The sequence below is a fragment of the Pseudonocardia sp. DR1-2 genome, assembly GCF_023717215.1.
In the GTDB taxonomy this organism is placed as follows: domain Bacteria; phylum Actinomycetota; class Actinomycetes; order Mycobacteriales; family Pseudonocardiaceae; genus Pseudonocardia; species Pseudonocardia alni.
In genome coordinates, this window is record NZ_JAMQOF010000009.1 from 154,121 (window position 1) to 175,160 (window position 21,040).

Annotated in this window: 17 protein-coding genes and 1 pseudogene; 7 read left to right on the plus strand and 11 right to left on the minus strand. The window is 76.1% G+C overall.

Going from position 1 to position 21,040, the window contains the following annotated elements:
- Window positions 1–70 precede the first annotated feature (70 nt).
- The gene (locus ND486_RS24605; RefSeq protein WP_251786763.1) at window positions 71–1,702 is read right to left on the minus strand and encodes a phosphatidylserine/phosphatidylglycerophosphate/cardiolipin synthase family protein; all 1,632 of its coding nucleotides are present in this window, start codon (window positions 1,700–1,702) and stop codon (window positions 71–73) included.
- 47 nt (window positions 1,703–1,749) lie between these two features.
- Here ND486_RS24605 and ND486_RS24610 point away from each other — a divergent pair, with 47 nt between their 5' ends.
- Entirely contained in the window at window positions 1,750–2,613 is an 864-nt protein-coding gene (locus ND486_RS24610) for a hypothetical protein (protein ID WP_251786764.1), read from the plus strand.
- On the opposite strand, the gene ND486_RS24615 is transcribed toward ND486_RS24610, so the two are convergent.
- The 4 genes from ND486_RS24615 to ND486_RS24630 form a co-directional block, all read right to left on the minus strand.
- On the minus strand, window positions 2,610–3,791 hold the full coding sequence (locus ND486_RS24615; protein ID WP_251786799.1) for a S8 family peptidase: 1,182 nt from the start codon (window positions 3,789–3,791) through the stop codon (window positions 2,610–2,612). The two genes, ND486_RS24610 and ND486_RS24615, sit on opposite strands and share 4 nt — an antisense overlap.
- 184 nt (window positions 3,792–3,975) lie before the next feature.
- Window positions 3,976–5,091, minus strand: coding sequence for a sulfate/molybdate ABC transporter ATP-binding protein (locus tag ND486_RS24620; protein ID WP_374231744.1), 1,116 nt, complete (start codon window positions 5,089–5,091; stop codon window positions 3,976–3,978).
- Window positions 5,088–5,861, minus strand: a complete 774-nt coding sequence (locus ND486_RS24625; protein WP_251786801.1) for an ABC transporter permease — start codon at window positions 5,859–5,861, stop codon at window positions 5,088–5,090. The genes ND486_RS24620 and ND486_RS24625 overlap by 4 nt, the downstream gene beginning before the upstream one ends.
- Window positions 5,862–5,956: 95 nt before the next feature.
- Window positions 5,957–6,361 (minus strand): molybdopterin-binding protein, encoded by a 405-nt coding sequence (locus tag ND486_RS24630; RefSeq protein ID WP_062398137.1) that lies wholly within the window; start codon window positions 6,359–6,361, stop codon window positions 5,957–5,959.
- 107 nt (window positions 6,362–6,468) lie between these two features.
- Between ND486_RS24630 and ND486_RS24635 the strand changes: the two genes are divergently transcribed.
- Window positions 6,469–7,689, plus strand: a complete 1,221-nt coding sequence (locus ND486_RS24635; protein ID WP_062398139.1) for an acyl-CoA dehydrogenase family protein — start codon at window positions 6,469–6,471, stop codon at window positions 7,687–7,689.
- A 27-nt stretch (window positions 7,690–7,716) separates the two neighbouring features.
- Here the strand turns inward: ND486_RS24635 and ND486_RS24640 are convergent, their stop codons facing one another.
- The gene (locus tag ND486_RS24640) at window positions 7,717–7,995 is read right to left on the minus strand and encodes a hypothetical protein (RefSeq protein WP_251786765.1); all 279 of its coding nucleotides are present in this window, start codon (window positions 7,993–7,995) and stop codon (window positions 7,717–7,719) included.
- A 270-nt stretch (window positions 7,996–8,265) separates the two neighbouring features.
- Between ND486_RS24640 and moaA the strand changes: the two genes are divergently transcribed.
- Both moaA and ND486_RS24650 read left to right on the plus strand, forming a co-directional pair.
- Window positions 8,266–9,324: a GTP 3',8-cyclase MoaA gene (gene moaA, locus ND486_RS24645; protein ID WP_251786766.1), complete on the plus strand. Its 1,059-nt coding sequence runs from the start codon at window positions 8,266–8,268 to the stop codon at window positions 9,322–9,324.
- Window positions 9,325–9,326: 2 nt separating this feature from the next.
- Window positions 9,327–9,611 carry a MoaD/ThiS family protein gene (locus ND486_RS24650; protein ID WP_251786767.1) on the plus strand — a complete coding sequence of 95 codons (285 nt, stop codon included), beginning with the start codon at window positions 9,327–9,329 and terminating at the stop codon, window positions 9,609–9,611.
- Between the two features lie 84 nt (window positions 9,612–9,695).
- Here ND486_RS24650 and ND486_RS24655 read toward each other — a convergent pair whose 3' ends face one another.
- Entirely contained in the window at window positions 9,696–10,157 is a 462-nt protein-coding gene (locus ND486_RS24655; protein ID WP_251786768.1) for a hypothetical protein, read from the minus strand.
- A 103-nt stretch (window positions 10,158–10,260) separates the two neighbouring features.
- Between ND486_RS24655 and ND486_RS24660 the strand changes: the two genes are divergently transcribed.
- From ND486_RS24660 to ND486_RS24670, 3 genes are all read left to right on the plus strand, one after another.
- Window positions 10,261–10,971: a response regulator transcription factor gene (locus tag ND486_RS24660; protein ID WP_251786769.1), complete on the plus strand. Its 711-nt coding sequence runs from the start codon at window positions 10,261–10,263 to the stop codon at window positions 10,969–10,971.
- Window positions 10,971–12,248, plus strand: coding sequence for a HAMP domain-containing sensor histidine kinase (locus tag ND486_RS24665; protein ID WP_251786770.1), 1,278 nt, complete (start codon window positions 10,971–10,973; stop codon window positions 12,246–12,248). Before ND486_RS24660 ends, ND486_RS24665 begins: the two co-directional genes overlap by 1 nt.
- A 107-nt stretch (window positions 12,249–12,355) precedes the next feature.
- The gene (locus ND486_RS24670) at window positions 12,356–12,772 is read left to right on the plus strand and encodes a PepSY domain-containing protein (RefSeq protein ID WP_251786771.1); all 417 of its coding nucleotides are present in this window, start codon (window positions 12,356–12,358) and stop codon (window positions 12,770–12,772) included.
- 18 nt (window positions 12,773–12,790) lie between these two features.
- On the opposite strand, the gene ND486_RS24675 is transcribed toward ND486_RS24670, so the two are convergent.
- From ND486_RS24675 to ND486_RS24690, 4 genes and pseudogenes are all read right to left on the minus strand, one after another.
- Entirely contained in the window at window positions 12,791–13,783 is a 993-nt protein-coding gene (locus ND486_RS24675; protein WP_251786772.1) for a hypothetical protein, read from the minus strand.
- Window positions 13,780–18,261: a hypothetical protein gene (locus ND486_RS24680; RefSeq protein ID WP_251786773.1), complete on the minus strand. Its 4,482-nt coding sequence runs from the start codon at window positions 18,259–18,261 to the stop codon at window positions 13,780–13,782. Before ND486_RS24680 ends, ND486_RS24675 begins: the two co-directional genes overlap by 4 nt.
- 517 nt (window positions 18,262–18,778) lie before the next feature.
- Window positions 18,779–19,516: pseudogene (locus ND486_RS24685) on the minus strand (hypothetical protein); the annotation flags it as partial.
- Window positions 19,513–20,973, minus strand: a complete 1,461-nt coding sequence (locus ND486_RS24690; RefSeq protein ID WP_251786774.1) for a hypothetical protein — start codon at window positions 20,971–20,973, stop codon at window positions 19,513–19,515. The pseudogene ND486_RS24685 and the gene ND486_RS24690, both read right to left, overlap by 4 nt.
- Window positions 20,974–21,040: the final 67 nt, after the last annotated feature.

Sequence of the window (21,040 nt, forward strand, 5' to 3'; positions counted from 1 at the left end):
ACTCCTCGGGCGGTTCGGTGCGGGTCGTCACATCCTCGCCCCGGACGACGCGGTTGCCAACACCCGTCGGTCAGGACGAGGACAGGCGCCGCCTCCCCGACTCGGCGACCTTCGCCGCCCCGCGCCGCGCCCCGTGGGCCGCGCGGCGCAGCGGCCGCGGCGACGGCTCCGGCCACGGACCGACCGGCACCAGTACCCGTTCGGCCGGGGCGAACCCGGCGGGGTAGCCGGGCACCCGCCAGGTCCCGGCCGGCGCGTCCGGCGGCAGCCACTCCGGGCGCCACATGCCCAGCGCGAGGTCCAGGTCGGCCAGCCGGGGCGCGAGCTCGTCGGTCAGCTCGGTGCGCAGGTGCTCGGCCCACAGCCGTACCCGCAGGTCGCGCACCTGGTCGCCGGTGGTGACGAACGCCGTCGAGAGCTCGGTGTCGGTGCCGCGCATCGAGCGGGAGAAGAAGTTGGCCGACCCGACGGAGGCGAAGACGTCGTCGACCAGCGCCAGCTTGGTGTGGACGGTGAGGTCCTCGATCCGGTGCATGATCACGTTGCCGCGGTCGCCCGGGTCGAGCTGGTCGATCACGCCACGCTGGACGTCGCCGGTGACGCGGCGGCGGAACTTGTTCACCCCGGCGTCGACCGGGTCCTTGCGCCCGGAGCACACGAGCACGACCTTCACCCCGCGGGCGGCGGCGTCGCGCAGCAGACCGTAGAGCCGGAACGCCCGGCGCCCGCCCGGGACCTCGAAGAAGTACTGGTCCTCCAGGTAGACGTAGCGGCGCGCACCGCGGATCGCGGTGGACAGGGTGTGGAAGACCTCCTGGGCGCCGTTGCGGGGCAGCACCGTCCAGTGCCGCCGGTAGAGCATCCCGAAGTGGTCGATCTTCCACGGCCGCAGCGAGCGCAGCACCTGCACCGCGGTGCCGGGCGCGGAGCGCGGCGGGGCGGGCGGCGACGGCGGCAGGTCGTGCCGGAACGGCTCGGGGTTCATCGGCTCCCAGCCGGTGGGGGTGACCATGAACCGGCGCGGGGGCAGCGTCGCCGCCTCGGTCCACCGGCCCCGGTACACCTCCCACACCCGGGCCGCGCCGGGCCCGTGCAGCGCGGCGGCGCCGTCGTGCCAGCCCCAGCGTTCCTCGCCGATCGAGAGCCGGTCGTGCGGCTCGGCGTCGAACCGGTTGGCCGACAGGTCCAGCCCGCCGACGAACGCGGTCAGCTCCCCGCCGACGTGGGCGAGCACCACCTTCTGGTGGTGGCAGCCGATCCCGGAGCCGGACCAGTCCAGCAGCACCCGCCCGGCGAGCTGCGGGCGGCGGCGCAGCTCCAGCGCGGCGAACGCGTTCGCCCGGAACGGGCCGATCGCCACGCCGGGCACCGATCCGGAGAACAGCGCCGCGGTGAGCAGCACCCGTACGTCCACGCCGGCGTCGACCAGACGGGCGAAGCGGTCGGCGAGGGCCTCGTAGCCGTCCTCGTCCGGGTCGAGACCGTTCAGGTCCATGTCCGGTTCCAGGTTCAGACCGGTGACCAGCACCGTGTCCCCCGGTCCGGCCCGGTCGAACAGCGCCCGCAGCCGGGCGAAGTAGTCGACGCCGTCGACGATCGGCTCCCACTCGGTGTCCTCGACGAAGGTGGGGCAGTCCGGGGTGGCGGGGGCCAGGTAGCGACGGGTCAGCGACGCCAGGTCGGCGGGCGGGGAGCCGGGCATGCCCGGACGCTATCCGGCGCGCCGGGGGTCGCGCCTACTCTGCGGGCATGGCACGTCCGGGAACGGTGGACCGGGTCTCCGCGGCCGTCGCGGCGACGGGCGCGGTGGTGGTCGGCGGCTGGTTCGTCGTGACCGGGGTACAGATCGAGATGGTGGGGGCGCCGGGCCGGGGACCGCTCGACCGTGCGTTCCCGTTCCTGCTGGCCGCGGCCGCGGTCGCGGTGTTCGGGCTGATGGCGTGGCGCTCGTGGCGGGCGGCGGACCGCGCGGACGCGGCCGCACCCCCGGTCCCGGCGCCGGTGGTGCTGCCGACGCCGCTGCCCGGGGCGCCGACGACCCCGGCGCCACCCGTCGCGGTACGGGTCGTCCCGGACCTGTCGGCCGAGGGCCGGGACCGGCTGGCGCACACGGTCGCGGTACTCGAGCGCGCGGGGGTGCTGCCGTCCGGCGTCGTCGAGCCCGATGCGCTGGCCGGCGGGGTCGCCGACCACGGCGAGCCGGTCACGACCGGGGCCGTGCTGGGCGCGCTGGGCGAGGCCGGACCGGACGGCTGGGACGCGTTGCTGGCCCTCCTCCCGACCTGGGCCGAGCAGGACCCCGCCGAGCACACCGCCGCGCTCGACCGGCTCGCCGGTCCGGACCACCGGGTCGCCGTCGCCGGAGCGTCGGTCGAGGTGGACGGCACGGCCGTCGCGGTCGTGACCGCCGGCCACCCGAAGGCCCTCGACCCCGGCCCGCTCGTCGCCGCCGCCCGTGCCCTGCGCGACCGCGGCGCGCCTCGGATCGCCTGGCTGTGGACCGACCAGCTGCTGTGGCTCGCGACGCCGTCGGTGTCGCCCGCCGAGCTGAACGACCTGCTCGACCAGCCCGTGTACGAGCTGTGGGAGTGGGCCGACGAGGCCCGGGCCTAGAGCCCGCCGGTCTGCAGCAGCCGGTTCGGGGTACCGCCGGTGCCGCCGCCGTCGATCTTCCCCGGCACCGCGTTGTCGACGATCCACTTCTTGACGGTGGTGGCCGGCGCGTCGCCGCGGGCCTGCTTGTACAGCGCCGCCACCCCGGCCGCGAAGGGCGCGGCCATCGAGGTCCCGCTGTAGGAGGCGGTGCCGCCCCCGGGGACCGGCGCGACGATCCGGGTGCCCGGTGCGTAGAGCGAGACGCAACGGCCGGTCGAGGAGTTCGACGAGCGCTTGTCGTCGATCGTCGAGTTCGCGACGACCAGCACGTCACCGATCGCACGGGGCAGCGCGGTGCAGTCGTCGCCGCCGGTGTTGCCGGCCGACGAGGCCGCGAACACCCCGGAGTCGATCATGCGCTGCACGGCCTGCTGGAGCATCGGCGAGCCGCCGTAGCTCCACGACATCACCGCGACCGCGGGGCCGCGCTTGTTCTTCGACACCCAGTCCAGACCGGAGATCAGCGACGACAGCGTCCCGGTGCCGTTGCAGTCGAGCACCTTCACGGCGCGCACGGTCGCGCCCGGGGCCACGCCGTAGTCCGTCGACGCGGCGATCCCGGCGACGACGGTGCCGTGCCCGTCGCAGTCGGTGTCGGTCCGGTCGATCGTGTTGAGCTCGAACCTCGCCCGTCCGCCGAACTGCGGGTGGCTCGCGTCGACGCCGGTGTCGAGGACGAACACGTCCACGCCGGCGCCGGTCGCGGTGTGCCGGTACTGCCCGTCCAGCGGCAGGTCCGGCTGGTCGATGCGGTCGAGCCCCCAGTTGCCCGGCGCCTGCTCGGCACCCGCGGGCGGGCCGACCGGCGCGTCCTGGTGGACGGCCTGCGGGTCGAGCGGGGAGATCGTGCGGTCCTCCTCCACCCCGACGACGCCGGGCCGGTCGCGCAGCTCGGTCGCCTGGGCGGGGGTGAGGTCCGCGGCGAAGCCGTGCACCACGCTGTCGAAGGTGACCTTCGGCTCGACGCCGACGGACTCCGCGGCGGCCCGCGTCTGCCCGTCGGTCGCCGTCTGCACCAGGTACCCGGCGGGTGCCGACGGCGCCGTCCCGGCGGCGGACGCCGTCGGTGCGAGAGGAACACCGAGCGCGACCGCCAGGACACCGGCAGTGACCAGACGGGCGGCGCGGAGACGCATGGGGCTCACGGACAGCGACGCTATGCGCCTGTGACGCCTGGTGCGAGAGACACGATGGTGGCCCGGGTGACACCTGGGACCACCCGGGTGACGGAGCGTTTCGGTACCGGCAGTGCCGGGGAGGCCTGCCGACCGGGGCCCGGCAGGGCTCCGAGCTGCACGATCAGCGGATCGGCCGCGGCCCTCAGGCGTGCCGGCCGTGCACGGCGACCTCGGTCGCCTTCACCGCGAACCACACCTGGTGACCGGGTTCGACACCCAGTTCGGCGACGGCGGCCGGGGTGACGTCGGCGGCCAGCCCGGACACCCAGTCCGGCCCCCCGGCGACGGGTGCGGCCCGCAGCCGCACGGTGTCCCCGCGCGGCTCCAGCGCGGCGATCCGGACCGGGACGACGTTGCGCGGGCTGCCCTCGGGCCTGCTCGCGTGCACCGCGACCGCGGACGGCGGGAACACCGCGACGGCGGGCTCCCCCTCGGCCACCTCGACGACCCGGCCCCGGATCTCGGTCCCGTCCGCGGTACGCACCCCGGAGCCCTCGGCCACGCCCGGCACCAGGTCCAGGCCGGCGATGCGGGCGGAGAACGCGCTCCGCGGCCGGGCCAGGACGTCCCGGGCGGGGCCGGACTCGACGATCCGGCCCCGGTCCAGCACGACGACGCGGTCGGCGAGCACGAGCGCGTCGAGCGCGTCGTGGGTGACCAGCAGGGCGGTCTGCTTGCCGTCGGCGATGACCCGGCGCAGCAGGGTGCGCATCGCGGGGGTGGCGTCGACATCGAGGGCGGCGAGCGGCTCGTCGAGCAGCAGCAGCCCCGGCCCGGGGGCCAGCGCGCGGGCCAGCGCGACCCGCTGCTGCTGTCCGCCGGACAGCTGCGCGGGGCGGCGGGCGGCGAGCCCGCCGACGCCGACGGCGTCGAGCAGCTCGCGGGCCCGGGAGTCGGCCGCGGCGCGGGGCGTGCCCTGCGCACGCGGCCCGAACGCGACGTTCGCCAGCGCCGACAGGTGCGGGAACAGCAGCGGCTCCTGGGCGAGCAGGCCGACACCGCGCCGGTGCGGCGGCACGAAGGTCCCGTCGGCGGTGTCGAGCAGGGTCCGGCCGCCGACGCGCAGGTGCCCGGAGTCCGGGCGCAGCAGCCCGGACAGGATGCCGAGCATCGTGGACTTGCCCGCCCCGTTCGGGCCGAGCACCGCGAGCACCTCGCCCGCGGCGACCGACAGCTCCATGTCCAGGGCGAACCCGTCCCGGTCCAGCCGCGCCCTCATGTCCACACCGGGCTCCACCGTGTCGCCGCCGCTGCTCATCCGCGGCCGTCCAGCCCGCGCGGACGCCCGACGACGATCACGACCAGCGACACGACGACCAGCAGCAGCGACAGCGCGACCGCTCCCGCGACGTCGGTCTCGCCCTGCAGGTAGACCAGCAGCGGCAGGGTCCGGGTGGTGCCCTCCAGGCTGCCGGCGAACGCGATCGTCGCCCCGAACTCGCCCATGCAGCGGGCGAAGGCCAGCACCAGCCCGGACGCCAGTCCGGGCAGCACCAGCGGCACGGTGACCCGGCGGAAGGCCAGCCCCGGCGACGCGCCGAGGGTGGCCGCGGTCGCCTCGTAGCGCTCTCCCGCGGTCCGCAGGGCGCCCTCCAGCGACACGATGAGGAACGGCATGGCGACGAAGGTCTGCGCCAGGACCACCGCGGCCGTCGAGAACGGGATGAAGATCCCGAACACGGTGTCCAGGCCCCGCCCGACCAGGCCGTTCGCACCGAGCAGGAACAGCAGCGAGAGCCCACCGACGACCGGCGGCAGCACCAGCGGGAGCAGGACGACCGAGCGGACCGCGCGCATCAGGCGGGGCAGCCGGTTGATCCGGCCGCGGGCCAGGACCACCGCGAGCGGCCCGCCGAGCAGCAGGCACAGCGTCGTGGAGATCGCCGCGGTGAGCAACGACAGGCGCAGCGCCGACAGCGCGGCATCGCTGGTGAGCAGGCGGGGGGTCTCCGCCCAGTCGGCCTCCCACAGCAGCCCGAGCACGGGCAGCGCGATCACCAGGAAGCCGATGCCGGCCGGGACCCACATCCAGACGGGCAGTCCGACGCCCGTGCCGTGGCGGTCGGCGGCGCCCTCGCGGCGCCGGGTCGGGGCCGGCGCGGGGGCGGTGCCGGCCCCGGGGGTCACAGGTGCCCGCCCGGGGTCTCCACCACCACGTTCGTCGACTTGATCACCGCCACCGCGAGCGCCCCGGGCTCGAGACCGAGGTCGCGCACGGCCTCGCTGCTCATCAGCGACACCACGCGGTGCGGACCGCACTGCATCTCGACCTGGGCCATCACCGTGTCGGCCAGCACCGAGGTGACCAGGCCGACCATGCGGTTGCGGGCCGAGCGCTGCACCACCGAGGGGTCCGGCGGGGCGGACGCGTGATCGCGGGCGAACGCGGCGAGCGCGGCTCCGTCGATGACCTTGCGGTTCGAGGCGTCCGCCTGCACCGGTAGCGTCCCCGCGTCCACCCAGCGGCGGACGGTGTCGTCGCTGACGCCGAGCAGTCGGGCGGCCTCGGAGATCCTGAAGTGCGGCACGACCCGGATACTATGGTCGCGCCTGCGGGGGTGCCACGGTGGATACCCCGCACGATGTCGGGATCGCGCACTGCCGGGGTCTGCGGACCTGTGGTCTGATCGGTGCCGTGGACTTCGCACCCAGCGCCGTGGCGGCCGACTACACCGCGCGCATGCGCGCCTTCCTCGACGAGGAGGTCCTCCCGGCCGAGGCCTCCTACGACGCGTTCCGGGCCGAGCGGCGCGGCACCCCGGAGGAGTGGGCCCTGCCCCCGGTGGTCGAGGAGCTGAAGGCGAAGGCCCGCGGGCGCGGTCTGTGGAACCTGTTCCTGCCGGACCTCTCGGGGCTGTCGAACCTGGAGTACGCGCCGGTCGCGGAGGTCTCCGGCTGGTCCCCGGTCATCGCACCGGAGGCGATCAACTGCCAGGCCCCGGACACCGGGAACATGGAGACGCTCCACCTGTTCGGCACCGACGAGCAGAAGCAGCAGTGGCTGGAGCCGCTGCTCGACGGCGAGATCCGCTCGGCGTTCGCGATGACCGAGCCGGACGTCGCGTCGTCGGACGCCACGAACATCGAGACCCGGATCCGGCGCGACGGCGACGACTACGTCATCGACGGCCGCAAGTGGTGGATCTCCGGTGCCGCGGACGAGCGCTGCCGGATCTTCATCGTCATGGGCAAGACCGCCGACGACAGCGACGACACCGTGTCGACGCACCGCCGGCAGTCGATGATCCTCGTCCCGCGCGACACCCCCGGCCTGACGATCGAGCGGCACCTGCCGACGTTCGGCTTCCAGGACCAGCACGGGCACTCCGAGCTGCGCCTCGAGGGCGTGCGGGTGCCGGCGTCGAACCTGCTCGGCGAGGAGGGCGGCGGGTTCGCCATCGCCCAGGCCCGGCTCGGCCCCGGCCGCATCCACCACTGCATGCGGCTGATCGGCATGGCCGAGCGCGCGCTGCACCTGATGACCGAGCGCGCCCAGGCGCGGGTCGCGTTCGGCAAGCCGCTGGCCGAGCAGGGCGTGGTGCGCGAGCAGATCGCGCTGTGCCGGATGGAGATCGAGCAGGCCCGGCTGCTGACGCTCAAGACGGCGTGGCTGATCGACAACCACGGCGCGAAGGGCGCGGCCACCGAGATCGCCGCGATCAAGGTCGTCGTGCCACGGATGGCGTGCACCGTGATCGACCGGGCGATGCAGGTGCACGGCGGGGCCGCGATGAGCGACGACACCCCGCTGGCCTACTTCTACGCCTGGGCGCGCGCCCTGCGCTTCGCCGACGGACCGGACGAGGTGCACATCCGCTCGGTGGCCCGGCAGGAGCTGAAGGCCCACCGGTCCTGATTTCGGTCCGACGGCGACGCGGCGGGCTCAGACGTTGCGGGAGCGCAGGATCCAGTACTCGCCGATGCAGCCGTCGGCCGCGGTGGGCGGGCACCCGGCGGTTCCCGCTCCCACCGAGTAGGTCTTCTCGCAGGTGAAGGTGAAACCGCTGAACGGCCCCCCGGCGGCGATCTGCTGGCGCGAGCCCTCGGCCTGGCAGGCGTCGTAGGACGTGAACACCGGCGCGGGTGCCGCCGACGCGGCCGGGGCCACGACGACGGCGGCCGCGGCTGCGGCCAGGGCGGCGGGGACGAGCTTCGACAACATGGCGGTTCCCTCCTGTACGGCGACCGGCCACCGGGGCGGCCGGTCCGTGTCGTCCTGGAGCCCGGGACGCTAGGCGGGACCGCCCGGGAGCCCTCCCGGGGCGGCGGGCGGGACGTCTCGATGTCCCTGTCCTGTCGACTAGGTACAGGATGACTAGTTCCGCACCTGCGACGGCGTGGCCCCGGCCACGTCCGCGGGTGCGGATCACGGTTCTGAGCTGCGGAAACCCGCCCTGGGCGGGCCCGCACGGCGGGGGTTAGCCTCGGGCCCATGACCACCGAGCTCGGCCTGCCGTCGCTGCGGGGCGGCACGTCCCGGGACCCGGCCCGGCCGGCCGATCCCCGCCTCGTCGACGGGTTCGGACGGGTCGCGACCGACCTGCGGATCTCGCTCACCGACCGCTGCAACCTGCGCTGCACCTACTGCATGCCCGCCGAGGGCCTGGACTGGATGCCCCGCGAGGAGCAGCTGACCGACGCGGAGCTCAACCGGCTGATCGCGCTGGCGGTACGCGACCTCGGGATCGAGGAGCTGCGCTTCACCGGCGGGGAGCCGCTGCTGCGCAAGGGCCTGGAGGAGATCTTCTCCGCGGCGTCGGCGCTGGAGCCCCGCCCGGACATCTCGCTGACCACCAACGGCATCGGGCTCGCCCGCCGCGCCGAGGCCCTCGCGGCCTCCGGGGTGAACCGGCTCAACGTCTCGATGGACACCCTGCGTCCGGAGCGGTTCGCGCAGATCACCCGGCGCGACCGGCTGTCGGACGTCATCGACGGGATGGCCGCCGCGCACGCCGCGGGCCTGTCCCCGGTGAAGATCAACGCGGTGCTGCTGCGCGGCGTGAACGACGACGAGGCCGCGGACCTGCTGGAGTTCGCGCTGACCCACGGCTACCAGCTGCGTTTCATCGAGCAGATGCCGCTCGACGCCCAGCACGGCTGGCGCCGCACCGAGATGATCACCGCCGAGGAGATCCTCGCGCGGCTCGAGGAGCGCTTCGTGCTCACCCCGTCCGACGAGGACCGCGGCGGTGCGCCCGCCGAGCGGTTCGTGGTGAACGGGGGCCCCGCCACCGTCGGGGTGATCGCCTCGGTGACCCGTCCGTTCTGCGGGGCCTGCGACCGGACCCGCCTCACCGCCGACGGCCAGGTCCGCACCTGCCTGTTCGCCACCGGCGAGACCGACCTGCGCGCCATGCTCCGCGGCGGCGCGACCGACGCCGAGATCGCCGACGTCTGGCGCGACGCGATGTGGGGCAAGAAGGCGGGCCACGGCATCGACGACCCCGGATTCCTGCAGCCCGCGCGCCCCATGAGCGCGATCGGAGGATGAGCATGACCCCCTCGCTCACCACGCCCCTGGTGACCCGCACGCTGACCGTCCGCTACTTCGCCGCCGCCAAGGCGGCCGCCGGCACCGGTGAGGAGACCGTCGCGCTCCCCGGCGACGCGACGGTGGCCGACGCCGTCGCCGCACTCGGCACCGCGCACGGCCCGGAGCTGGAGCAGGTGCTGCTGCGCTGCAGCTTCCTGCTCGACGAGGTGGCGGTGCGCGACCGCTCCACCGCGGTCGGCGGGGCGGCCACGCTCGACGTGCTCCCGCCGTTCGCCGGCGGCTGAGACCCGGCGCCTCCGGCGGGGAGCCCGGTCCGTCCGGGCGGCTCGGTCCTCGGGGACGGTCGCTCGGTCCTCGGGGACGGTCGGTCAGTCCTCGGGGACGGTCGCGACCCGGCCGGTCGGCACCCCACCGGCGCAGCTCAGCGTGACCCGGACGTCCGGGACGTCGTCGCCGTCGAAGACGACCTCGGCCGGGCCGATGTCCTTGTCGTCCTCGCGCTCCCAGCCCTGCGCGGGGTTGACCGACACGATCCGCGGGGTCGCGCCGTCGCACCGGACCAGGACGTTGCCCGCCGTCCCGGCCTGCACCACCGCGGGCGGGGCGGAGGCGGGTGCCGTCGTCGCGACGGGCGCGGGTGCCGGTGGCGCGGCGGTGGCGGCCTGCTGGGCCAGGCGGGCGTCCACCTGCTCGGCACTGAGCGGCTGCGTCTGTGTGCCCGCGAGGTCGCTGCCGATGCTCCCGACGGCCGTCAGGCCCAGGAGCAGGGCACCCGCGGCCGCGGCGGTCCAGAGCGCGATCTGCAGGACGGGGCGCGTCGGTCGTTCCACGCGCACAGCATGCCCCGGACCCCGGTTAACGGATCCCTAAACGGGACACAAGCGACGGCTGTGCCCGCCGCGGGCGGGGTCGCGGCGGATAGGTTCTCCCTCCGTGGCCCAGATCCTGATCGTCGAGGACGACCCCGGCATCCGCGGAGCGCTCATCCGCGGGCTGACCGAGCGGGGGCACGCCGTCGACTCCGCACCGACCGCGATGGCCGGGCTGGAGCACGCCGTCGGGAAGCGGCCCGACCTCGTGGTGCTCGACCTCGGCCTGCCCGACATGGACGGCGCCACCATGCTGCGGATGCTGCGGGGCGCCAGCACGGTGCCGGTGATCGTCGCGACCGCCCGCGACGACGAGACCGAGATCGTCTCCGTGCTCGACGCGGGCGCCGACGACTACCTGGTCAAGCCGTTCGCCGCCGCTCAGCTCGACGCCCGGATCCGGGCGGTGCTGCGCCGGCTCGGCGACGGGGCGGGCGACCCCTCCGTCGTCGTCGGCGGGCTGTCGGTGGACCCCCGTTCGCGGCGCGCGGTGCTCGACGGCACCGAGCTGGAGCTGACCCCGCGCGAGTTCGACCTGCTGCACCACCTCGCCGCCCGCCCCGACCAGGTCGTCAGCAAGCGGGAGCTGGTGACCGAGGTCTGGCAGCAGCCCTACGGCGGCGCCGACAAGACCGTCGACGTGCACCTGTCGTGGCTGCGCCGCAAGCTCGGCGAGACCGCGCAGGCCCCGCGCTACCTGCACTCGGTGCGCGGCGTCGGGGTCCGGCTGTCCGCGCCGCCGGCGCCGCCGGGGACCGGGGAGGGCACCGCCTGATGCGACGGCGCATCCTCGTCCTCGTCGGGGCGACCGTGCTGCTGGTGCTGGTCGCGTTCGCGGTCCCGCTCGCGACGCTGATCCGCACAGTGGCGGAGAGCTCGGCGGTGTCCGCGGCGACCGTCCAGGCCCAGGTGCTGACCCCGGCCGTCGCGGGCGGGGACCGGTCGGTGCTGGTCCCCGCCGTCCAGAACGCCGACGGCCGCGACGCCTCCGACGTCTCGGTGTTCCTGCCCGACGGCACCGTGCTCGGCGCGCCCGCACCGCGGAGCCCGGTCGTCCGGCTGGGTCTGCTCGGGACGAGCGCGTCGACCGAGGCGGCCGGCGGACGCGAGCTGGTGTTCGCGGTGACCGGCGCCGCGGGCGGTAACGCCGCGATCCGCGTGTTCGTCCCCGACGCCGAGCTCACCCGCGGGGTGACCCGCTCCTGGCTGCTGCTGGGCGGGCTGTCGCTGGTGCTGCTCGCCGGAGGGCTGCTGCTCGCGGACCGGCTGGCCCGCACCCTCGTCGACGCCACCACCGACCTGTCCGGGGTGTCCGAGCGGCTCGCGGCCGGCGACCTGTCCGCGCGCGCCGACCCCGGCGCCCCGGCCGAGCTCGGTGTCGTCGCGAGCGCGCTGAACGGGCTGGCCGGGCGGATCTCGGAGCTGCTGCGCGAGGAGCGGGAGAACGTCGCGGACCTGGCACACCGGGTCCGCACCCCGCTGACCGCCCTGCAGCTCGACGCCGAGGCCCTGCGCGACCCGGACGAGTCCGCACGGCTGTCGGCCGGGGTCGACGGTGTCCGCCGCGCGGTCACGGGCGCGATCGAGCAGGCCCGGCGACGCGGCGGCACGACCCGCAGCGCGGACGCGGCGGCCGTCGTCCGGGAGCGGGTGGAGTTCTGGCGGGTGCTGGCCGAGGACACCGACCGCTCGGTGACCCTGCACCTGGCCGACGGCCCGCTGCCCGTGGCCTGCGCACCCGGCGACCTGGAGGCGTGTGTGGACGCGCTGCTGGGCAACGTCTTCGCGCACACCCCGGACGGCACGGCCTTCGACGTCGAGCTGTCGGCCCGGACCGGCGGCGGCGCCCGGATCGTCGTGCACGACGACGGTCCGGGGCTGCCGCCCGGGACCGACCCGACCTCCCGCGGGGTCAGCGGCGGCGGCTCGACGGGGCTGGGCCTCGACATCGCCCGGCGCACCGCCGACCAGGGCGGCGGTGCGCTGACGGTGCACTCCCCGGCCGGGGGCGGGCTGCGGGTGGAGCTGGAGCTGGGGCCGCCCGCGGGTTGAGCGGGCACCGATCTTGGGGTGCCGTTAGGAGTCGTGCAACGCGCCGTTGATCGACTGCGCGGCATCGTCACCGGTGTCAGCACGACCCCTCCCGGAAGGACATCCCGATGCCCTCGACGCTCTCCATCGCCGCCCTCGCCGCCACCGGCCTCCTGCTCGTCGGCGGCGGCGCCGCGTGCGCCTCGCCGGCCGAGGTCGCCGTGACCCCCGCCGCGCAGAGCGCCGCCGACACCGCCCCCGCACCGGGCGCCGGTGCCGCCGTGGACCGTGCCGCGGCCGAGCGGATCGCCGTCGAGCGGGCCGGGGGCGGGCAGGTCGTGACGGTCGAGTTCGACCGCGCCGACGACGGCCGCGACGACGACCGCGACGACGACTCCCGCTCCGACAGCCGCGACCACTGGGAGGTGGAGGTCCGCACCGCCGACGCCGAGCACGACGTCGACGTCGACGCCGCGACCGGCGAGGTCCTCGACCACGACGTCGACCGGAACGACCGCACCGACGACGACCGCGACGACAGCTGATCCGGACCGGGTGAGCCCTCAGGCCGGGGCGAGCCCGTCGCGCCAGTCCGGGTCGCCGGCCAGGACCGTGACCCCGACGGCCTCCTGCGCCAGGCGCGCCCCGGCCGCGAAGAGGTCGCGGACGGGGCCACGCAGTCCGGCGTCGAGCCACTCGACGTCGCTGTGGTCCACCGTCCGCGCCGAGGCCGGGCGCCCGTGCCGCAGCAGCGCCCGGTACAGCCCGGTCGCGGGCCGCACCGGCGGCAGGCCGTGCGCCTCGGCGAGGTCGGAGGCGGCCCGCGGGATCCGCAGCCCGGCGGCGTCGACGTCGCCGAAGTAGCGGACCGCCGCGGGCGGGTCGTCACGCAGGGCGAGCACCGACGCGGTGAACGCGTTCCCCGCGCCCCAGGCGAGGCCACCGACCGGGCCGGGGTCGGGCTCCAGGGCGCGGCGCAGCGAGTCCAGGGTGTCGGCGTTCCCGACGACGAGCAGCACCGGCCCGCCGCCGGGCAGGCGCTCGCGGTGCAGCGGCGGGACGACCCGGCGGGCCCGCAGGACCTCCGGGGTCAGCCCGCCGGGCAGCGGGCCGTCGAAGGCCTTCTCGTCGCCGGTGATCTCCAGCGCGCGCTCGCGCAGCGGGACCTCCACCGCCCGGGACGCGTGGGCGAACAGCCAGTCGTTGACCTGCAGCAGCACCCGCGACGGCCGCCGCAGATCCGCGGCCCCCGCCAGCGCGGGATGCCACGGGCCCCGGTCCACGGCCGGTGCGGCGTCGGTGCGCGGCCGGACCAGCCGTACCGAGTTCGGCAGCGGCGGCACCCCGTCGTCGGTCCGGCCGGTCGGCTCCAGCACGCCCGCGGCGGCCAGCTCGGCCAGGACCCCGGCGAGGTTCCGACGGGCGTCGACGCTGCCGACCATCGTGGGGTCCGCCTGCAGGAACGCCGCGCGCACCGCCGAGCGCGGGATCCGGGTCCGCCCGGAGGCCGCCAGCAGCTCCGCGAGCCGCTCCGCGACCGGCCCGGGCGGGGTCATCCGGCCGACCCCGCGCCGTCGTCGCCGGTGCCGGCGGCCACCGCGGCCTCGGGGCGCCGGTAGACGCGGGCGGCGGTGATCCGGCCGCCGGGGGCGTCGGCGTCGGGCACCGACCGGGTGACCCGCTCGTCGACGGACAGGTACTTGCGTCCGGCGCGCAGGTCGGCGTCGTTGCGCAGCCGCACGAGCAGCGGGAACGACGACAGCGCGCCCGCGTCGAACAGCCCGGTCGTGTAGACCAGCTGCACCCCGAGGGCCTGCGCGACGCCGAACTGCAGCTCCAGCAGGTACCCCGCCGACGCCCGCCCGATCGGGTTGTCGAGGAACAGCACGCCCGCGTGCGCCCGCCTGCCCTGCCCGCGCTGGTGCGCCCGCAGCGCCGCCATCGTGCAGTACAGGACGATCGCCGCGGTCAGCTGCTGCCCGCCGGAGAACACGTCCTTGATCGCGGAGACGCGCAGCCGCTCGGTGCGCAGCACGGCGTCGGGCTTGAGCATCTCGACCCGGACGCCCTTCGGCATCGCCGCCCGGACCCCGCGCAGCAGCATGGACATGCCGTCGCGCCGGTCCTTCGCCTTCCCGCCCGCCATGCCGGTGGCGGTGCGGTCGACGACGGCGCCGAGCTCGTGGCGCAGCGCCGCGTCGGGCAGCTCCTCGAACCGGATCCGCAGGAACTGCTGGCCCGACCAGTCGCCGAGGCCCTCGGGCAGCTGGGACAGCCGCTGCGCGAGACGCACCGTGCGCAGCGCCTCGCCGACCATCCCGGACAGCCGGGTGACGATCCCGGAGCGGTGCCGCTCGATGTTGCCGAGGTCGTCGTCGAGGGAGCGCAGCCGCGGGCGCAGCGCGGCGATCCACTCGGCGGCGAGGCCGGGCATCTCCGACCGGTCGACGCCGCCGATGTGGCGGTGCACCGGGGAGCTCAGGGTCGCGAACCGCGGGTCCTGCGCGAAGCGGGCGACGGCGTCGACCCCCTCGCGGACCTTCTTCTCGGCCCGCGTCCGCTCCCCCGCCGCGTCGCGGACCGCGTTCTGGTGGCGCTTGAGCGCGGCCTGGGCGGCCTCGACGTCACCGTCGAACGGCACCCCGGACGGCTCGGGCGTCTCGTCCAGCGAGGACACGACCAGCCCGAACCCGCGGGCGAGGTCGGTGGCGGTGCGGTGGGCGTCCTCGGCATCGGTCCGGGCCCGACGACGGCGTTCCAGGTCCTTGCCCGCCGCGTCCAGGTCGGCCGTGGCGCGGGCGACCAGCTCGCGGCCGTGCTCGGCGTCGCGGGGCGGGTCGTAGGGGTCGATCGGCCGCTCGCCGCCGGTGAACCGCTCCAGCTCGCGGCGGGCGACGGCCAGCTCGGTCGCGGCGTCGGCGCGGCGGCTCTCGGCCTCGTCGTAGGCGGACCGGGCCTGCTCGGCGGCGGCGCGGCGGCTGGCGGCGTCGGCGCCGTCGGGGGTGTGCAGGAACGCCGTCGCGGCCTCGACGACGGTGCGCGGCAGCCCGTCGACGGCGACCCGCCGCTCCCGCGCGTCGGCCTCGGCCCGCTCCAGCGCACCGTGCAGGTCGGTGTCGACGGAGGCCGAGGCGTAGGCGTCGCGGGCCCGCTGGAACTCCTCGCGCAGCTCGGCCAGCGACGTCCCGGGGGTCCCCTCCGGCTCCCCGTCCCGTCCGCCGACCTCGTCGGCGGAGACCGGGAGCGCCGCGGCCTCGTCGCGCAGGGTCGTGCCGATGCCGCGCTGCCGGTCGCGCGTCTGCTGGGCGTCGGCGGCCTCGCGACCGGCGCGGTCGGCGGTGGTCCCGGCGGCGTCGGCCTCCTCGCGGGCCCGCGCGGCGTCGGCCTCCCCGGTGCGCATCCGCTCCTCGTGCGTCGCCCGGCGGGCGAGCTCGGTGCGCAGCGCGGCGAGCGCGTCCGCCCGGCGACGGGTGTCGCCTGCGGTGCGCTCCAGGCCGGGCCGGTCGACGGTGAGCCGGTCGGCGCGCTCGTCGAGGTCCTCGACCTCGGCGCGGGTCGCCTCGTGCTCGGCGACGGCGGCGGCCCGCGTGGTCTCCGCGGCCTCGGCGGCGTCGGTCAGGTCGGCGAGGGTGGGACGTCGGTCGCGCAGCGCGGCGAACCGGTCCCGCAGCCTGCGGTCGTCGTCGAGGACGGTCTCCAGCTCGGCGAGCCGGGCGGCGCGCTCGGTGGTCTCGGCGACGAGCCGGACCCGGACCTGCTCGGCGGCCTCCTCGTCGTGCAGGGCCGGGTTGGGCGGTACGACGAAGTCGATCCCGGGCGCCGCGTCGGCGTCGGCGCGCAGCGCGGCGGTGGTGCCGACCGCGACCAGGCACGCCGGCAGCAGCCGCGCCGCGTCCAGCTCGGCGCGGGCCCGCTCGGCGTCGCGCGGGTCGTTGAGCAGCACCCCGCCCGCCAGGTGCGGCAGCCGCGCCAGCACGGTCTCCCGGTCGGGGGCGGGCAGCTTCGCCAGGTAGCGACGGCCGGACCAGGCGGTGATCCCGGCGGCCTCCAGCGCCGCGAGGACGTCCTCGATCTCCGTGGGGTCGGGCAGCAGGCCACCGTCGCCGAGCGCGGCGAGCGCGCGTTCGTCGCGGCGCTGGTCGCCGTGCAGGGTCGTCCGCTCCCGCTCGGCGCCGCGGATCGCGGTGGTCAGGGTGTCGACGACGAGGCCCGCGTCGGTGTCCGGGCGGATCTCGTCGAGTCCGAGCAGCTCCGCGGGCCGGACCTCCCCGGCGAGCGCGACGGCGTCGGCCTCCGCGGCGGAGCGCGCGGCCTCGGCGGTGGCGGCGTCGGCGCGGGCGGCGGCCGCCGCGTCCTGGGCGGCGGTGCGGCGGGCCTCGGCGGCCCGTCGCTCCTCGCGGATCGTGGCGGCCGCGCTGTCGGCGTCGGCGAGCGCGGTGGCGCACCGCTCCGCCTCGGTCCGGGCGGCGGCCGCGGAGTCCTCGACGTCGGCGGCGGTCGAGCCCGCCTTCAGGTGCCCGGCGGAGACGGCGGCGGCGACCCGGGTGTCGAGGTCGTCGAGGGCCTCGCGGGCGGTGGCGGCGGCGCTCTCGGCGCGAGCGGCGTCGGCGGTGCGGGTGACCTGCTCGCGACGGGCGGCCGCCGCGCGCTCCTCGGCGTCGGCGCGGTGTTCCTCCGCCGCGTCGGCGGCGGCGTCGGCCTCCGCGGCGACCCGGGCCAGCGCGACCGCGAGCGCGCGGGCGGCGTCCTGCCGGGCGGCGAGCGCGGGCCGGGCCTTCTGCTCCTCCTCCTCGACGCGGGCGCGCAGCCGCGCGGCCTCGGCGGCGGCGACGCGGTGCGCCAGGACCGGTTCGACGGCGTCGCGGGCCATCGAGACGGCCGACGCGGCGTCGCGCTCGCGGGTCGCCTCGGCCGCGGTCCGCTCGGCGGCCTCGACGGCGAGCCCCGCGGTGAGTCTGCGCAGCTCACCGACGGTGTCCTGCAGCCGCTCCGCCGCCCGGGCCGCGGACTGCTCGGCCTCGACCGCGCCGGTGGCCTCCTCGGCGGCGGTCACCGAGCGGGCCTCCTCGGCGATCCGGCGGGCCGCGATCCGCGACGCGGTCGCCGCCAGCTCGGTGCGCGCGGCCGTCTCGGTGTCGCGGGCGGCGGTCGCGGTGGCCTCGGCGTCGACCATCGGCTCGAGCCGGGACAGCGTGCCGTCGACGAACTCCCGCTCGGTCTCCAGCTCCTCGCGCTGGGCGAGCCGGTCGGCGTAGCCAGCGACGAGCTCGGCGACGTTCTGCGGCTCCGCCGGGTCGAGCACCGCGCGCAGCAGGAAGTCGACGAACGCCTCGTCGGAGGAGAACGAGAACGCCTCGGCGGCCTCGCCCTCGCCGGCGTTCATCGCGCGCTGGTAGCGGAACAGCTCCGGGTCCAGGCCGACCTCGACGAGGTGGCGGGTCCAGTCCCGGTGCCCGGTCTCCCAGGCGAGCTCGGCGTCGGGGTGCTCGCGGTGCGCGGTCTGCAGGCGCTCCCGGAAGGCGGCCAGGGTGACCCGGCGCCCGTCGTGGGTGAACGGCAGGTCGTCGAGGCCCATCCCGGGGACCGGCCGGAAGGAGAACCAGGCGTCGGCCAGCTTCTCCGGGTCGCTGGAGGCGACGTGCCCGCGCCACTCCGACACCTTCCCGGTGACCAGCAGCCGTCCGGTGCCGACGTGCATCCACTCGCAGACGACGTGCGCCACGTCCTCGGCCAGCACGAAGTTCTCCAGCACCGTGGTGCTGGTGGTCCCGACCACCTGGCGCCGCCCGGGCAGCAGGACCGAGAAGATCAGCTTGAGCAGGACGGACTTGCCGCCGCCGTTCTCCAGGAACAGCACCGAGGCCGGCGACGGCCGACGCGGCGTCGTGCGGTCGAGCGCGTCCGGGGCGAACAGGTCCTCCTGCACGGCGACCTTCACCGGGGCCCCGACGCCCCGCAGGTCGAGCGCGACGTCCTGGTAGCGGGCGGCGGTCGGACCGACGGAGAACAGGCGGACGCGGGTCAGCTCATACATCGCGGTCCTCCGTGGGGTGGTCGGTCGGCGGGGTGTCCGACGGGCCGGCCGGATCCGCACGCTCCGTACCCGTATCGGCAGGGTGTCGGTCCCCGGCCGTGTCGCCACCCCCGGCACCGTCCTGTGCGAACTCGCTTACCGGGTCAGCGGGTTCCCCCGACACAGCCCCGCCGACGGGATCGACAACGCCCATCGGGTCACCGGCCACGCCGTCACCCCCGACACCGCTCTGCACGAACTCGCTTACCGGGTAAGCGAGTTCCACGGACACGGGGCCCTCGACCGAGCCGACCGAGCCGTCGGTCCCGGCACCGTTCGCCCCGTTCACTGGATGAACGATGTCCGAGGAGGTCTCCCCCACAGGCTGCCTCGCCGCGGGTGCCGGATCGAGTGCCGACGACGGCCCGGCCGTCTCCCCCGACCCCGGCGGATCGTCGAGGTCGGGCGCGCTTCCCGTCCCGGCCGCGCCCTGAGCACCGGACCCGGGCGCGTCGAACACGCCGTCGTGCTCGGTCACCAGGGTCCCGGCGGCAGTCGCGGCGGGCAGGACGTTCAGGGCCAGCAGCTCGTCGAAGGCCCGCTGGGCCGCGAGCTCGCGCACCTGCACCTGGTAGCGCGGCGTCGTCCGGTAGGCGCCCTCCGCGCCGACCGGGACGAGGAAGCCCTGGTCGGCGAGGAACCGCAGCGCCTTGCCGACGATCCCGCGGGTGGTGGACTCCCCGACGCGGCCGTCCTTGGTCGCGGTGGCCTCGGGGCGACGCTGCCAGACCCGCCAGACCTCCTCGAGCTGCGGGGCGTCGGACTCGGGGTCGGCGGGACCCGCGGCACGCTCGGCCAGCACCCGGCAGGCCTCGCGGACGGCGCCGTCGACGAGCTCCACCGAGACCCGGCCGACGTAGGAGTCGTCGCCGAGGTCGTCGGGGCGTGGGAAGGCCAGCGCGGCGACGGCGAGGTGCGCGATCCCGTGCAGGACCTTGTCGGCGCCCCGGTTGGCCAGGGCGGTGCGGCGGGCGTACTCGTCCATCCGGATCTCGAACACCGAGCCCTCGGTCGCGGCGAGCACGATGCCCGGGCCGGTGTCGACGGCCAGCACCACCAGGCCCAGACCGGACGCGACGCGCTGCACGGTCGTGCGGAACTCGTCGTCCTCGCGGTAGCGCCGGACCAGGTCGGCGTAGTCGGGGTCGCGGCCGGGCAGCGCCTTGGGGCGCATGCCGTAGCCGACCAGGCGGGCCGCGGTCTCGGTGTCACTCATGTCTGCGCCGTCCGTCGGTTCGTCTGTCCGCCCTGCACCCCGGCCCGCGCCAGCAGCAGGTCTGCGCCGCCGAACTCGGGGTCGTCGAGGACCGTCCCGTCGTCGACGGCGACCAGCACCGACGGGTCGCCCTGGGTCCGTGCCGTGGCCACCGCCGTCCCGACGGCGTGCATCGCCCGCAGCGCGACCAGCTGCGGCAGCTCCGCCCCGGCCGCGCGGGCCGCCGCGAGCGCCGCGGACAGCCGCACCGGGTGCTCGACGTCGGCGGGCAGCACCGCGTCGGCGGCCGCCCACGTCTCCACCCCGAACCGCTCACGCGGCTGCGGCGCCAGCTCCGGCTCGGGCACCTCGGCGCCGAACGGGTCACGGTCGCTCGGCGGTGTCAGCAACGTCTCGACCAGCCCGCCCAGGCTCGGCACCGACGGGTTCCGCACGCCGGCCCCGGCACCGAAGTAGCCGGTCACCGGGTCGTGCGCCGCCTCGACGGTCAGCGCCAGCGACGGCCGCAGCAGCTGCCCGAACACGTCGACGGCGGCCCGCTTCGGCCTCCCGGAGAACTGCTGGCGGTCCTGCTCGGCGCGGAACGACGCGCCCGCCTCCTGCAACCGTGCCTGCAGCTGGGTGTGTCGCTGGATGCAGTCGTCGACGACGGTCACCAGCTCCGCGGCCTGCCTGCGGCGCCCGGGCTCGGTGGCCTCGTCACGGGCGTCGGCGATGTTCGCCTTGATCACCGTCTCGGCGCGGTAGCGGGACTCGATGTGGGTGAGCGCCTCGTCGAGCAGCTGCGGGACGGCGTCGAGCCAGTCCACCGAGCGGACGTCGCGCCGGGTCGCCTCCAGCTTGCGCCGCAACGACTCCGCGTACTGCACGGTCCGGTAGCGGGCCTGCTCGGCCGCCAGCCGGGCGTCGCCGAGACGACCGCGGACGATCAGCGTCTCCAGCTTCGTCTCGGCGGCCTCCTGGGCCGACTCGACGTCGGTGTCCAGCGCCCCGACCAGCACGTTGATCGCCTCGTCCGAGGCGCGCAGGTAGATCCCGCCGTCCGGGGCGGCCACCTCGACGAGCAGCTTGAAGTCGAACCGGCGACGCACGTAGCGCCCCTCGTCGTCGGTCGTGCCGTACTCCACGGCGAACCCGCGGTCGATCGACCCCACGTTGATCAGGTTGTCGATCACCCACTGCGCGACGCGGACGTACTCCGACCGCGGCGCCCCCGGCACCTGCGCGCCCACGAACGGCAGCAGCCGCCGGACGACCTCCGCGTGGTCGGCACCGTGGTCGAAGTCCATGGCCAGGGTGACCTGGTCGATCGCCTGCAGGCCGATCTCGGCCATCTGGTAGCCGGTCGCGTCCCAGTCGAGCCGCCCCTTGCGGGCGTCGAGGTCGTGCAGCGGCGCCGTGCAGGCCAGGGCCTTCAGCCGGCGCGCCACTCCCTCGTCCGGGCTGATGGTCGACACCCCGACGACTGTAGTTCGGCCGCTCCGGGCCCTAACGCCGCCTTAGGCCTCACGCAGCGCGACCTTG

Coding starts and splice junctions, on each gene's coding strand:
- moaA (WP_251786766.1), top strand. CDS start 8,266: ATGACCACCGAGCTCGGCCTGCCGTCGCTGCGGGGCGGCACGTCCCGG.
- ND486_RS24625 (WP_251786801.1), bottom strand. CDS start 5,861: ATGTGGGTCCCGGCCGGCATCGGCTTCCTGGTGATCGCGCTGCCCGTG.
- ND486_RS24610 (WP_251786764.1), top strand. CDS start 1,750: ATGGCACGTCCGGGAACGGTGGACCGGGTCTCCGCGGCCGTCGCGGCG.
- ND486_RS24640 (WP_251786765.1), bottom strand. CDS start 7,995: ATGTTGTCGAAGCTCGTCCCCGCCGCCCTGGCCGCAGCCGCGGCCGCC.
- ND486_RS24650 (WP_251786767.1), top strand. CDS start 9,327: ATGACCCCCTCGCTCACCACGCCCCTGGTGACCCGCACGCTGACCGTC.
- ND486_RS24615 (WP_251786799.1), bottom strand. CDS start 3,791: ATGCGTCTCCGCGCCGCCCGTCTGGTCACTGCCGGTGTCCTGGCGGTC.
- ND486_RS24620 (WP_374231744.1), bottom strand. CDS start 5,091: ATGAGCAGCGGCGGCGACACGGTGGAGCCCGGTGTGGACATGAGGGCG.
- ND486_RS24670 (WP_251786771.1), top strand. CDS start 12,356: ATGCCCTCGACGCTCTCCATCGCCGCCCTCGCCGCCACCGGCCTCCTG.
- ND486_RS24665 (WP_251786770.1), top strand. CDS start 10,971: ATGCGACGGCGCATCCTCGTCCTCGTCGGGGCGACCGTGCTGCTGGTG.
- ND486_RS24605 (WP_251786763.1), bottom strand. CDS start 1,702: ATGCCCGGCTCCCCGCCCGCCGACCTGGCGTCGCTGACCCGTCGCTAC.
- ND486_RS24680 (WP_251786773.1), bottom strand. CDS start 18,261: ATGTATGAGCTGACCCGCGTCCGCCTGTTCTCCGTCGGTCCGACCGCC.
- ND486_RS24675 (WP_251786772.1), bottom strand. CDS start 13,783: ATGACCCCGCCCGGGCCGGTCGCGGAGCGGCTCGCGGAGCTGCTGGCG.